The 13,134-nt window shown below is 35.0% G+C and carries 15 protein-coding genes and 1 pseudogene; all 16 read left to right on the top strand.

Going from position 1 to position 13,134, the window contains the following annotated elements; translation table 11 throughout:
* Window positions 1–635 precede the first annotated feature (635 nt).
* Entirely contained in the window at window positions 636–1,370 is a 735-nt protein-coding gene (locus DV740_RS14160) for a LytR/AlgR family response regulator transcription factor (protein WP_118088400.1), read from the top strand.
* Between the two features lie 8 nt (window positions 1,371–1,378).
* Window positions 1,379–2,671 carry an ATP-binding protein gene (locus DV740_RS14155; protein ID WP_118088399.1) on the top strand — a complete coding sequence of 431 codons (1,293 nt, stop codon included), beginning with the start codon at window positions 1,379–1,381 and terminating at the stop codon, window positions 2,669–2,671.
* 166 nt (window positions 2,672–2,837) lie between these two features.
* Window positions 2,838–3,494, top strand: coding sequence for a DUF3879 family protein (locus DV740_RS14150; RefSeq protein ID WP_117699262.1), 657 nt, complete (start codon window positions 2,838–2,840; stop codon window positions 3,492–3,494).
* A 48-nt stretch (window positions 3,495–3,542) separates the two neighbouring features.
* Window positions 3,543–3,731, top strand: a complete 189-nt coding sequence (locus DV740_RS14690) for a hypothetical protein (RefSeq protein WP_044928892.1) — start codon at window positions 3,543–3,545, stop codon at window positions 3,729–3,731.
* A complete protein-coding gene (locus DV740_RS15455; protein ID WP_147343742.1) occupies window positions 3,685–3,894 on the top strand; it encodes a DUF6947 domain-containing protein in 210 nt (69 codons plus the stop codon). The genes DV740_RS14690 and DV740_RS15455 overlap by 47 nt, the downstream gene beginning before the upstream one ends.
* Window positions 3,895–3,966: 72 nt before the next feature.
* Window positions 3,967–5,409: a hypothetical protein gene (locus DV740_RS14140; protein WP_015517468.1), complete on the top strand. Its 1,443-nt coding sequence runs from the start codon at window positions 3,967–3,969 to the stop codon at window positions 5,407–5,409.
* A gap of 280 nt (window positions 5,410–5,689) precedes the next feature.
* Window positions 5,690–6,424 carry a LytR/AlgR family response regulator transcription factor gene (locus tag DV740_RS14135; protein ID WP_118088398.1) on the top strand — a complete coding sequence of 245 codons (735 nt, stop codon included), beginning with the start codon at window positions 5,690–5,692 and terminating at the stop codon, window positions 6,422–6,424.
* Window positions 6,425–6,432: 8 nt separating this feature from the next.
* Window positions 6,433–7,725 (top strand): ATP-binding protein, encoded by a 1,293-nt coding sequence (locus tag DV740_RS14130; RefSeq protein ID WP_118088397.1) that lies wholly within the window; start codon window positions 6,433–6,435, stop codon window positions 7,723–7,725.
* Between the two features lie 166 nt (window positions 7,726–7,891).
* Window positions 7,892–8,548: a DUF3879 family protein gene (locus DV740_RS14125; RefSeq protein ID WP_118088396.1), complete on the top strand. Its 657-nt coding sequence runs from the start codon at window positions 7,892–7,894 to the stop codon at window positions 8,546–8,548.
* A gap of 65 nt (window positions 8,549–8,613) precedes the next feature.
* Complete coding sequence (locus tag DV740_RS14120) at window positions 8,614–9,357, top strand: hypothetical protein (protein WP_118057803.1); 744 nt, start codon at window positions 8,614–8,616, stop codon at window positions 9,355–9,357.
* Between the two features lie 131 nt (window positions 9,358–9,488).
* Complete coding sequence (locus tag DV740_RS14115) at window positions 9,489–10,238, top strand: hypothetical protein (RefSeq protein WP_117699272.1); 750 nt, start codon at window positions 9,489–9,491, stop codon at window positions 10,236–10,238.
* Between the two features lie 121 nt (window positions 10,239–10,359).
* A complete protein-coding gene (locus DV740_RS14110) occupies window positions 10,360–11,022 on the top strand; it encodes a hypothetical protein (RefSeq protein WP_117699273.1) in 663 nt (220 codons plus the stop codon).
* Between the two features lie 39 nt (window positions 11,023–11,061).
* Window positions 11,062–11,562, top strand: coding sequence for a hypothetical protein (locus DV740_RS14105; RefSeq protein WP_117699274.1), 501 nt, complete (start codon window positions 11,062–11,064; stop codon window positions 11,560–11,562).
* 67 nt (window positions 11,563–11,629) lie between these two features.
* Complete coding sequence (locus DV740_RS15150) at window positions 11,630–11,944, top strand: hypothetical protein (protein WP_242988811.1); 315 nt, start codon at window positions 11,630–11,632, stop codon at window positions 11,942–11,944.
* A 30-nt stretch (window positions 11,945–11,974) separates the two neighbouring features.
* Window positions 11,975–12,370, top strand: a complete 396-nt coding sequence (locus DV740_RS15145; protein ID WP_242988812.1) for a hypothetical protein — start codon at window positions 11,975–11,977, stop codon at window positions 12,368–12,370.
* A gap of 65 nt (window positions 12,371–12,435) precedes the next feature.
* Window positions 12,436–13,134 (top strand): annotated as a pseudogene (locus DV740_RS14095) (hypothetical protein); the annotation flags it as partial.

Raw genomic sequence — 13,134 nt, 5'->3', positions numbered from 1 at the left:
GCAGAATTGTAATTTCAGTGACAAATTTGTCAGCGAAGCAGGACTGAAAATACTGATTTTGTCAGCGGGAATGGATGCTTGTCACCGATTCACATTTTCTGATTTGTCACACAAAAGGATTAACTACAATGTAGGATGAGCTTTGGGGTGTAAAATTAGGAAAAGAAGTGAAAAAACACTATATTCTTGAAAGCCTTGTTTGTTACGAAACTTTTTAAGCATATTAAGAAATAAAAGAGATTGTGTTTAAAGATGGAAAACTTGGCTGAGACGCAGCGAAGTAAATAAAATGAATAATATAGGAAGTCAGTAGTGCGTGAATAAACTGCTGGCTTCTTTTTTGATAGATACAGTCACTCCCAGAGAGTGTGCAGGATAGTAAAGTAATAATATCAACATGACGATATAGAAAATGCAGGGAAGCATTGTATTTCAAAGAGTTTGAGATACAGTGCTTTTGTGTATTAACAGGGGTAAATGGTTTAATGCTTTTTTTTAATCGTATTTCGTGTTAAAAAATTGTATTTGGTGAAGAAATACCGTAATATTTTGTTTCATGTGATATCTTTTATAGGTGAGATTTGAAACAGAATAAAGATTGAGCCGATATATAAATGAGAAAGAAGGTGAGTGCTATGCTGGAAATTGTTGTCTGTGATGACGATATAGCAGATCTTGAGTGTGCAGTGACTATGCTGCATAAGATTTTTACAAGTCAAAAGATTGCTTATCATATTGAGCAATTTGCGTCTGCAAATCAAATGCTTGAAAATATCAGCAACATTGATATCGGAATTTTAGATATTTCGATGGAAGAACTGAATGGTATTAAACTGGGGAGAAAATTAAAGGAAAAATTTCCGGATGTGAAATTAGTGTATATTACGAGTTATGAAGAATATTGTATGCAGGTCATTAACGAAGTTCATGCATTTTCATTTCTATGTAAACCACTGGAATATGATAAATTGGAAATGCAGATGTTGGAACTACTGGATCAACTGCCGGATACCGGAGCAGAAAAGGATTTTTATAAAGTGACGGACAGCAATGGGAAAGAGTATCTGTCAATCAAATTGAAACTCAGGGACATTTTATATTTTGAATACATAAAAAGATCAAGAAAAGTACTGATAGCGTTGTCTGATATCACATATGAGTATGACTGCATTTTTGAAAAACTGGTTGAAGAACTGCAGCCCTATGATTTTGTTGTGAATTGCAGGGGAAATCTGGTTAATTTAAGGCATATTGAAAAAATAAAAGGCTTTACCATTTATATGGATAATGGAAAAGAACTCCAGATTGCGCAAAAGAGAAGCAGCGATTTTAGAGAAGAAGTAAATAAATTTTTGCAGAAAAATTCATAGGAGAAACGATGAATACGATTTTACTGATATTATGTAATGCTCTTTCCTGTTTTATCATAAGTAACATACTGTTCCAGTTTATGAATGGAAAGTATAAAAGGAGCAGTCAAAATAGATATGCATATATTGTGATCGAGGCTGTCACAGTGATTTTTACAACCTGTATCAATATGCTCAATCATTCCATATTAAATTTGGTGGTCTGGGGCGTGTTGACGGGGATAATAGCATATGCTCTGTATTATGAGGATATGGATAAACCGTTAAGACGTATCATTGAATGTGAGGCATTGGTATTTTGCATGTCTGTTTGTGAATCATTAGGAGTGATTCTTTTACAATGTATTTTGCAGGCAGCAGATATAAAAAATGTGAATGAAACGATGCTTTACTGCCTTGAGGTAACATTTTCAAAAGTAATACTTATTTTTTTGTATTATACATTCATAAACAGGTTTGTGAAAAAGAGCGATATTCCTTATGCAAAGACAAGGTACATCATGTATGGAATTATACTCCTATACAATCTGATTAACATGGGTGTAATTGTAGAGAATTTTAAAAATGGAGAAGAAAATTACTTATGTGCAGTCAATATGGGGTGTATTGTTCTGGCAGATCTATACCTTTTATATTTTGTTAAAATGGCAGATGAAAAGAACTATTATGAAAAGCAGCTCATCGCTTTAGAGCAACAGGCAAAGGTACAATACGAATACTATTTGACGCAGACAAAAAAATATGATCAAACCGTCCACATATTACATGATGTAAATAAGCATATTAAAGCAATCGAAGGATTATATGGTGCAGAGCAGGGGAATACGGCAGGAGAATATGCAGCGGAAATCAGAGAACTGTTAAAGCCGCTCATTCCGGTTCAATACACAGAAAATCCGATCTTGAACATTCTTCTTACCGATAAAGAATCCGTTATGAGGGAAAAAGGTATTTCAGTAACCATAAAGGTGGATAATGTGAATCTGAATTCCCTTGCACCAATCGACATTACAACTATTTTTGGAAATTTATTAGATAATGCGATTGAGGCAGCAGAGAAACTGGAAGGAGAGAAATATATTTCGATTAAGATTGGCTCATACCATAAAATGATAGCTGCCAGCATCGAAAATAACTGCGGAGAGGTAAAGTGGAAAAATGGTTTTCCGGTATCAGCGAAAGGAAAAGGCGGTGGAATAGGACTGCTGAATGTTCAGAGCAGTGTAAAAAAATATGATGGAAATTTAATATTGAAAAGTGATGGAAATAAATTTATTGCTGAGTTATTCCTCAATTCATAAAAAGAGCATTCGTGCTCTTTTTTGGTAAAAAGTCTTACTTCGTGCAAAAAAATCGTACTTGGTGCAGAAAAGGTAAAATATTAGAAGTGGGTTGTCGATAGAAAAAGAAAAATAAAAATAAAGCGGATGATAGATATAAAAAATTTAATGATGGGAGGTTTCGATTATGTCAAGAATTACGGACTACGGTTTTTTATTTCAAACGACATTTGGAACATCAAAAACAAATTTAGTCAACAATATTCAGTTGTCTCAAATGAACAGCAGTTCTGTACAGAAACAATTAAAAGCAGCAGGGATCGACACAAACAGTAAAAAGTATAAAGCAGCACTGAGTGAGATGATGAAGAATGGAAACGGTGCAATGTTTACGAATGTTCAGGCAATTAAGAACCTGATGAGCCAGTATGACAAAAACGGAGACTGGATTGATCCGAATACTGGATTAACAGGACTTGCGGTAACGGATGAGAACAGAAACAGTTATAAACATATCATTTCTATTCCAGAGAGCAGCCGGGAAGAAATGTTTGAACTGGCAAAGAAAGAATTCTTAAATGAAAATGGTACTCTAAATGGTGATACTACCAAAAGGGAGAGTGTATATAACAATTTATACAGAAAAATGGATAAGGATGACCGCTTATCAGCAGGCTGGACAATGGAACAATATGAACATCAATACAGACAGGCATTTGCAGAAGCTGCAAAAGCCGCAGATTCTACATGGAGAGCTGGTAAACCAATACCGGCTGGTGCATTGGATGGCATTACCAGAGAGTCTGTTGAGAGTGGCAAGAAATCAGTAGATATAAAAATATAGTATGTTTTTTATGTGGAATATATTTCATTTTTGAAGGAGGTTGCTAATATGAGAATATCAGAAAAAGCTAAAAAGACGGTTTCAAGAAAAACGTTTATGGCAGTTGTTGTAAGTATGATGGTTTGTTTGCTTTTTGTAACACCAGTATTTGCAGCTTCAAGTTTTTATAGTAAGACAACTACTAAGCTGAATGCTATTAATGGAGGAAAATCAACAACCAGCAGGTTGGTGGAGTGACTTGGTTGACAATAATCCACCATCAGGATCAATTGATGGAAACTATGCAACATCTGTTACAGTACATTGGGTAAGTGGTATTTCTTATGTAAATGCTAGTTGCACTACAATGACACAGATGACATTGGATTATTTAGTTCCTTTCGGAATAATAGTGGGCTAAATATTTAGAAAGATAAATAAATTACGGATGGTATTTTTATACCATCCGTGGATTCCAAGAGGTGACGATAAGATGGGACACTATGTACATTATATAGGTGGCGGAATAGTAGATAGTAAAATATATGAGACAGGAAATGCAGCAAAAAGTTTTAAATCGCCGATGAAAGAATTAAATGAGCAAACGGTGTTAATAGAAAATGCCAAAACAAATAAGAATGATAGTTATCATCAGCATACGAAATACGATGATCAGGTAGATCGCTATTACAGTACATATGATATAGGAACATTGTTGCATAATAATGAAAGTTATTTAGAGGGAACAATCGATTCAAAATATGATGTAGATTACTATTCTTTTTCTTATCCGCAAAAAAGTTTTTACTCTAAAATGGGTATATCTTCAGAGATAACGATTTCATTGGAAAGCAAGAATAGTCAGGCATATAATTTAGTATTGTACGATTTATATGGCAATCAGATTGGAATAGCGACAGATGATGGACATGGTAATAAACAGCTTACGGTACCTAATTGGGACTGCGTTACATCAGATTATGTGATCAGAGTAGAAAATTCCAATATGACATCGGATTCCGGGGAAGGTTCCTATAGAATAAAAATTACGGAAACGAAAAACAGGGATACTTCAAGTAGTAATGTGCAGCACTCACAAGAAATAGCAAATGCAGATAATTCAGAAGAAAAAAATGCAATAAAGCAGAAATATGAAAAAACATATCAAAGCGAAATTGACAAATTACATCAGATGCAATTTGAAGCGTTGCCGGAAGATGAAAAATATTCGGGAACGGATAGTGTAGAAGAATTATTAAATAAGATGAAAAAGGGGGAGCAGTTAAGTGTGTCGGAAATGGCATATGTGAAAATATTTGCCAATTTATCTGATTATGAGAGAGCAGAGAAGTCGAATTATATAAAAAACGATTTTTATGCAGAAATAGAAAGAATAGCAAATGAAAAAGGAATTGAACTGCCAGATACATCATGGAAAATTGAAATAGATGTATCTGGAACTATTACGATTAACGGGGACATTACAGAAGAAAACAAAGAACAGATAAAAAATATGATATCGGAAAATTTTGCTGATGATATGTGGGAAAAATATATTCAGACAGCAGATATTTCTAACACACAATATAGATTAGTAAATGCTTACTATGAAGTGGAACAGTTCATTCAGAAAGCAACAAATGGACAGTATTCATTTGACGATATAAACGTAGATGACAATGGGAAGATTACCGGACTTCCAGAGAAAATGTGTAAAATAATGAACTCCCAGGAAGCCAATGCGAAATATGAGGAAATACGAGATAATATCTATATGCTGACGGATTATAAAAATCAATATGGATTGGAGGATATTCTTGCATTTAAGGCAGGGTATAATATTTCGGACTCTGAGGTAAGTACTGTGGGTACATCTGGCAATAATAGTGTTATGGATAATGCAGGATACTATAAAAATATGAAAACTATAATATAATGATAGAACCTAATAGAAATGGCGGGTTTAAAAGACATGAATCAGTTGATTACATATCAGTATGAAGCTGATAGTATGGACAGACAATGGTATTCTATACTGTAGCAATATAATTTGGGGGGAAAATATAGGAAATGTGCCGTCAAGATGATGGCACATTTTCTATATATATGATATTTATTTAGAGCCTATTTAGATAATATGCAGAGTACTTTATATTTATTTAATGGAAAAATAAAAATTACCGATATAGTAGGAAGATAGGAAGAAGGTGAGTAATATGCTGGAAATTGCTGTTTGTGATGACGATATAGCAGATCTTGAGTGTGCAGTGAATATGCTGCATAAGATTTTTACAAGTCAAAAGATTGCTTATCATATAGAGAAATTTATGTCTGCAAATCAAATGCTTGAAAATATCAGTCGTATTGATATCGGAATTTTAGATATTTCGATGGAAGAACTGAATGGTATTAAACTGGGGAGAAAATTGAAAGAAAAATTTCCGGATGTGAAATTAGTGTATATTACGAGTTATGAAGAATATTGTATGCAGGTCATTAACGAAGTTCATGCATTTTCATTTCTATGTAAGCCATTGGAATATGATAAATTGGAAATGCAGATGTTGGAACTACTGGATCAACTGCCGGATACCGGAGCAGAAAAGGATTTTTATAAAGTGACGGACAGCAATGGGAAAGAGTATCTGTCAATCAAATTGAAACTCAGGGACATTTTATATTTTGAATACATAAAAAGATCAAGAAAAGTACTGATAGCGTTGTCTGATATCACATATGAGTATGACTGCATTTTTGAAAAACTGGTTGAAGAACTGCAGCCCTATGATTTTGTTGTGAATTGCAGGGGAAATCTGGTTAATTTAAGGCATATTGAAAAAATAAAAGGCTTTACCATTTATATGGATAATGGAAAAGAACTCCAGATTGCGCAAAAGAGAAGCAGCGATTTTAGAGAAGAAGTAAATAAATTTTTGCAGAAAAATTCATAGGAGAAACGATGAATACGATTTTACTGATATTATGTAATGCTCTTTCCTGTTTTATCATAAGTAACATACTGTTCCAGTTTATGAATGGAAAGTATAAAAGGAGCAGTCAAAATAGATATGCATATATTGTGATCGAGGCTGTCACAGTGATTTTTACAACCTGTATCAATATGTTCAATCATTCCATATTAAATTTGGTGGTCTGGGGCGTGTTGACGGGGATAATAGCATATGCTCTGTATTATGAGGATATGGATAAACCGTTAAGACGTATCATTGAATGTGAGGCATTGGTATTTTGCATGTCTGTTTGTGAATCATTAGGAGTGATTCTTTTACAATGTATTTTGCAGGCAGCAGATATAAAAAATGTGAATGAAACGATGCTTTACTGCCTTGAGGTAACATTTTCAAAAGTAATACTTATTTTTTTGTATTATACATTCATAAACAGGTTTGTGAAAAAGAGCGATATTCCTTATGCAAAGACAAGGTACATCATGTATGGAATTATACTCCTATACAATCTGATTAACATGGGTGTAATTGTAGAGAATTTTAAAAATGGAGAAGAAAATTACTTATGTGCAGTCAATATGGGGTGTATTGTTCTGGCAGATCTATACCTTTTATATTTTGTTAAAATGGCAGATGAAAAGAACTATTATGAAAAGCAGCTCATCGCTTTAGAGCAACAGGCAAAGGTACAATACGAATACTATTTGACGCAGACAAAAAAATATGATCAAACCGTCCACATATTACATGATGTAAATAAGCATATTAAAGCAATCGAAGGATTATATGGTGCAGAGCAGGGGAATACGGCAGGAGAATATGCAGCGGAAATCAGAGAACTGTTAAAGCCGCTCATTCCGGTTCAATACACAGAAAATCCGATCTTGAACATTCTTCTTACCGATAAAGAATCCGTTATGAGGGAAAAAGGTATTTCAGTAACCATAAAGGTGGATAATGTGAATCTGAATTTCCTTGCACCAATCGACATTACAACTATTTTTGGAAATTTATTAGATAATGCGATTGAGGCAGCAGAGAAGCTGGAAGGAGAGAAATATATTTCGATTAAGATTGGCTCATACCATAAAATGATAGCTGCCAGCATCGAAAATAACTGCGGAGAGGTAAAGTGGAAAAATGGTTTTCCGGTATCAGCGAAAGGAAAAGGCGGTGGAATAGGACTGCTGAATGTTCAGAGCAGTGTAAAAAAATATGATGGAAATTTAATATTGAAAAGTGATGGAAATAAATTTATTGCTGAGTTATTCCTCAATTCATAAAAAGAGCATTCGTGCTCTTTTTTGGTAAAAAGTCTTACTTCGTGCAAAAAAATCGTACTTGGTGCAGAAAAGGTAAAATATTAGAAGTGGGTTGTCGATAGAAAAAGAAAAATAAAAATAAAGCGGATGATAGATATAAAAAATTTAATGATGGGAGGTTTCGATTATGTCAAGAATTACGGACTACGGTTTTTTATTTCAAACGACATTTGGAACATCAAAAACAAATTTAGTCAACAATATTCAGTTGTCTCAAATGAACAGCAGTTCTGTACAGAAACAATTAAAAGCAGCAGGGATCGACACAAACAGTAAAAAGTATAAAGCAGCACTGAGTGAGATGATGAAAAATGGAAACGGTGCAATGTTTACAAATGTTCAGGCAATTAAGAACCTGATGAGCCAGTATGACAAAAATGGAGACTGGATTGATCCGAATACCGGATTAACAGGACTTGCTGTAACGGATGAGAACAGAAACAGTTATAAACATATCATTTCTATTCCAGAGAGCAGCCGGGAAGAAATGTTTGAACTGGCAAAGAAAGAATTCTTAAATGAAAACGGTACTTTAAATGGTGATACTACCAAAAGAGAGAGCGTATATAACAATTTATATAGAAAAATGGATAAAGATGACCGTTTATCAGCAGGCTGGACAATGGAACAATATGAACATCAATACAGACAGGCATTTGCAGAAGCAGCAAAAGCCGCTGATCATACATGGAAAGCTGGTAAACCAATACCGGAGGGTGCATTGGATGGCATTACAAGAGAGTCTGTTGGGAGTGGCAGGAAGTCAGTAGATATAAAGTTATAGATAGATTTATTTGTGAGCCACGAGGTGAAACTAAGATAATGGGTTTTAAGGAGGAAAAATAGGATATGAAAATATCTAATTACATGAATAATACGAATTCAATAATGGAAAAAAATACTGATAAAGTACAGAAAGGAAATAGTCAGACAAACGAAAAACATACAGTGGGGCAATCAGTGAAGCTTTCGATTTCTAATGAGGGATTGGAGTATTATCGTAATCGTATACAGCAGAGTGGACAGGAAAAATATGATGATGTGGTTCAAAGAAAGGAACTGTTAGCGAGTAAAAAAATCAGTGATATTGATTATAGTTATGAAATTCAAAAGAAGGCAGCACAGCAGAATCAAAATGTTGATACAGGAAAAAGTGCCTTAAATATTACTGACAAGGCAAATAATTATGTTAAAGCATACGCAGAATTATATGATGAAATTGTGAAGGGCTATGAAAATGGAACCAGAGAAATATATGTAGCTGATGAAAATGGACCTCGTAAGCTTACAAAGGATGAAGAGTTAAGCAATTTAGATGCTGCATATAAAAAAAAAGTGGATGACTTTGTGACAATGGAGACAACCAATCAGCATGCCCGTGGAATTATTGGTGAAGAAATGAATAAAATTTCAAAAATTACCACAAGGTCAACTTTGGCATCGGCTTACATTGAGGAGCAAAAAACCAGGGGGAAGGATGAGATTACTGAAAACTTAGGAAAGAAGATGTATGGTGCAATTACCTCATTTAAGGAGAAATATACAATGATTCAGCCTAATAGAGAGCAGTTATTGATGAGCATTAAGATTTGATGATGTTAGTACTATGATTTACAAATAAAAATAGTAATTACATATCATATTGAGGCTGAGAGAAATTAAATATCCAAGTCGTTCAATATAATAGAAATTATTTTAAGTTTCAATAACAGGGAGGTAGGATTATGGCAATTACGGGTATCAATAACAGCAGTTACACATCGTATTATGCTTCAAATTATAAGAATACTGTAAAAAAAACAGATAGTGAAAAGGATAGTACAAATACAAAAGATGGCAACGTGACAACAAGTACAGTTGAATTAAAAACATCACGTCCCGGTGTGACAAAAACAGAGCAGATTAAGACAGGGTATAGTAATGTAAATGATTATTCAAAATACTTGCAAGGAAAATACCATTATATGAATATAGGGCTGACTTCAATGCAGGGCATTCCGACAACGGTATCTGTTTCAAGTGCATTTTTACAAAAGTGCATGAATGATCCGGAAAAAGCAAAGTATTTGGAGGAAAACTTAGCAGCCATTCCGGATTGTACAAAAGATACGATTAATGGATGTTTGGGCACTGTGACAAATCAGAGTTATATGATTGATGCAAACGGAAATATTATAGAGACAGCATCTTGTACAAATGATCCAGATGGGAAAATAGCGAAAGAGAATGCTGAACGAAAGGCAAAAGAGAACAGAGAAAAAGAGGAAAAGGTAAAAGAAAAAAGAGCTGCTAAAAAAGCAGAGGAAGAAAAAGCTGCAAAGCAACGTGCAGAAAAATCGGCAGAAAGAAAAGAAACGGGTGATTATACCTTATCCATAACTGGTAATGATGTAAAAAGTATGACACAGAGCCTTGTAGCAGAATCTGTGAGTATTTCTGCACCTGATAGATCAAGTTTTGATATTAAGGCATAAGAGGATTCGATAAAAGGAAAATATCAAATTGGTGCATTGGATGGCATCACCAGAGAGTAGAGTGGCAGAAAGTCAGTAGATATAAAGGGATAGATTTATTTATGAACCGTGAGGTGGATTTATGGGAATCTCTTTTTCAAATATAGGAACAGTTGGAAGGGAACAGCTAATTACTTCTGGTAGTAATGGAGAACCAAACTGGTCTTATATTCCATCGAAAGGAAAAAGTACAAAAACGCAGACTGAATTTGTAAGTGAGATTAGGAAACTGGCACAAAAGGCTGCCAATGCTACTGATAAAACAGAACAAGACTCTATTTCAAGGCAGGTATTGCAGTTAAGGGCAGAATATTTGTCAGAGGTTGCACCGGATAGAAAGCAGTTGTACCAACAGGCAAAAAGTGCAATGAAAAATCAAAATACCAATCCAAAATGTAAAGGGATCGGAGAATTAACCTTACTGGATTTTTTGGAACAGGCAGAGGGAAAAAATCAGAATCTTGCAGACAAGCAGATTGCACTGGCAGGAGGTGGAACATTAAATTTCACTATTTTAACATCAGGAGGTTATGGTGTTCAAATTCAGGGTCAGGGTGTCAATGTATTGTCAAATACCGGTGCTGGCTGGGGATACGAAATGACTCCGGCAGAACTTACAAGAAAAGATGAATTTTATTCCATTTACTGGAAGGAATATAATGCCGTAAAGAATGGTATGAATTCTGAATTAAAAGAATTACCGGATTATCTGGAGAAAAGACCAGTTTTTGAAGCGAAAGCCTAATGATAATAATGCAATTCAAATAAAAAGGAGTATTGATATATGCAGATTAGTTCCAACTATTCTATGAATGGTGTGTCATACGAAAACAGACGCAGACAGAATGATATTCCTCAATTTAGTACAGAACGTGCCAAACAGGAAAATGAGAGTATAAATCCATATATGGCAGATACGGATTTTAACGAAAAAGCATTTGATATGATTGGTCCGAATGCTCCGCAGGAGGTAAAAGATGCATGGATGGAAGCAGCAAAGGAAGTAAATGCGAATGGTATGGGAATAAAGAAAAACGGAATGTTGAGCCATATATCACAGATGATGGTACAAAGGCTGAATAAGCAGATGAAGGGTGAGGTCGATGTGGATAACATCGACATTTTGGGAAACACAACAGAATCTGCAATTCAGGCAACGAAACAGGCTTTATATAATTTAGACCATCCACTGGAATATGTCCCTAAAAGCATAGAAGTTCAGAGGGCTTGTATGAAAGAAAGAGAATTCTATGTTGCGTTTCTGGAAAGATTGGAAAAGTTATAATTGACTGGAACAGAAACGGAAAATGACAACGATGAGACATATATATAATTATTTAGGAGGGACATAAATGGCAGGTATAAATGTGAATGGTATAGGAAGAAATCCGTATGCTGACAGTTACTTAATTTCTGCAAAAAACAGAAGTAATACTACATCAAAAGATACTTTTGTAAATGCGGTGAAGAAAGTAGAGGAAAGTAAAAATTCAGCGGATACAAGTAATGTGATGTATCCGGGAGATGTGACGATTGATTATCCACCTCGGATAAACTATGCTGTAAACAATAGCGTGGTTTCTGAAAAATCAAAAGATGAGATGTCACTGGATGAGTATAAACAATGGGTTATGAATCAAATATCTCAATTTCCCGTAAGCGGATAGGTTCGTTCCACATTTTCTTCAGGGTCGATTGTGATTAAGGAAGAAGCTTTTGAAAGAATGAAAAATGATCCTGAATATGAGAACTATGTTTTGAACAGAGTTCGTTCAGCATATTCCGTTCAAGGCTTGCCGGTAGGATCAAATAATGTTGGCTTTGATGTTATTGGAGCGTCACCGGAAGAATGTTACGGTTATGCAGGCCCAGTAGGAAAGAGTGGATCAGAAACAGCGAATGACGGAGAATCTTGGTGGGAGAAGCGCCACGAAAGAATGGAAGAACTTATGAAAGAACAGGAAAAGGAAGCAGTAAAAAGAGCACAGGCAAGACGAAAAGCTGTACAAAACGAATATCTAAATAGCCAGTTGGCGGCGGCAGCATATGAGAAAAGCAGTATTATTTTACCGGATAATCCTGTTATACTGTAGGCTCATCTTTTGACAGGAAAGCATAAGAATACAGGTAAGATATTTTTCGGGAGGAAGGATAAGAAATGGAAATAAACAGTAATCATTCTACATATGGGGCGGCATTTCGTCAAAAACCGATTTTTTTCATGTCTGGAAAGGAAACAGTGGCATTTTTTGAAGGGAAACTGAAGAAAAATATGACACTTCAGGAAGATACCTGTACACTTGGTAGCAATGACACTTATCGCAGACAGCATACCACCTATGAGGTTTCGGACAAGAAGAAGGGAAGCACATTTCTGGATTTGGATTTTCTGATTAAGGACGAAACCAGCAGTCTGAAAGGAAATCTCAGTGATAAAAAGGATGTGGATTTCTATAACTTTTCCATTCCATTTAATCGAACCATACAGAATTATTTTGGGGTTCAAATCTATATGGACATGCCGGAAGGCTGTGATTATGACCTCACCTTATATGATGAATATGGCAATCAGGTCGGAAAGGCAGAATGGGACGGAGAAGGACGTAAAACACTGACCATCCCGAACTGGGATACAAATACCAATAAATATTGTATCAAAATAGAAAACAAAAATGGGGAAGAAGTTTCTCCAGATGATTATTATAAAATCAGTTTCAAGGTTACGGAAAATAAAGAACAGGAAAAGACCGATGCCATAAGGGAGGCATTCGGGAACCTTCACGGTGCATACAGCCGGAAAGATGAAAATTGGAGGGAATGCCTCGACAAATATAATGAAGTCCTGATGGATACAGAG

Source organism: Roseburia sp. AF02-12 (genome assembly GCF_003461765.1).
Lineage (GTDB): Bacteria > Bacillota > Clostridia > Lachnospirales > Lachnospiraceae > Roseburia_C > Roseburia_C amylophila.
Note: the sequence above shows the minus strand (reverse complement) of the source record. Positions and strands in the feature narration are given on the sequence as shown.

Bases quoted from the DNA above. Each gene is read 5' to 3' on its own strand.
- DV740_RS14130 (WP_118088397.1), top strand. From the start codon at position 6,433: ATGAATACGATTTTACTGATATTATGTAATGCTCTTTCCTGTTTTATC.
- DV740_RS14105 (WP_117699274.1), top strand. From the start codon at position 11,062: ATGCAGATTAGTTCCAACTATTCTATGAATGGTGTGTCATACGAAAAC.
- DV740_RS14140 (WP_015517468.1), top strand. From the start codon at position 3,967: ATGGGACACTATGTACATTATATAGGTGGCGGAATAGTAGATAGTAAA.
- DV740_RS14120 (WP_118057803.1), top strand. From the start codon at position 8,614: ATGAAAATATCTAATTACATGAATAATACGAATTCAATAATGGAAAAA.
- DV740_RS14125 (WP_118088396.1), top strand. From the start codon at position 7,892: ATGTCAAGAATTACGGACTACGGTTTTTTATTTCAAACGACATTTGGA.
- DV740_RS14150 (WP_117699262.1), top strand. From the start codon at position 2,838: ATGTCAAGAATTACGGACTACGGTTTTTTATTTCAAACGACATTTGGA.
- DV740_RS14155 (WP_118088399.1), top strand. From the start codon at position 1,379: ATGAATACGATTTTACTGATATTATGTAATGCTCTTTCCTGTTTTATC.
- DV740_RS14135 (WP_118088398.1), top strand. From the start codon at position 5,690: ATGCTGGAAATTGCTGTTTGTGATGACGATATAGCAGATCTTGAGTGT.
- DV740_RS14110 (WP_117699273.1), top strand. From the start codon at position 10,360: ATGGGAATCTCTTTTTCAAATATAGGAACAGTTGGAAGGGAACAGCTA.
- DV740_RS14115 (WP_117699272.1), top strand. From the start codon at position 9,489: ATGGCAATTACGGGTATCAATAACAGCAGTTACACATCGTATTATGCT.
- DV740_RS14160 (WP_118088400.1), top strand. From the start codon at position 636: ATGCTGGAAATTGTTGTCTGTGATGACGATATAGCAGATCTTGAGTGT.
- DV740_RS15455 (WP_147343742.1), top strand. From the start codon at position 3,685: ATGCTATTAATGGAGGAAAATCAACAACCAGCAGGTTGGTGGAGTGAC.
- DV740_RS14690 (WP_044928892.1), top strand. From the start codon at position 3,543: ATGAGAATATCAGAAAAAGCTAAAAAGACGGTTTCAAGAAAAACGTTT.
- DV740_RS15150 (WP_242988811.1), top strand. From the start codon at position 11,630: ATGGCAGGTATAAATGTGAATGGTATAGGAAGAAATCCGTATGCTGAC.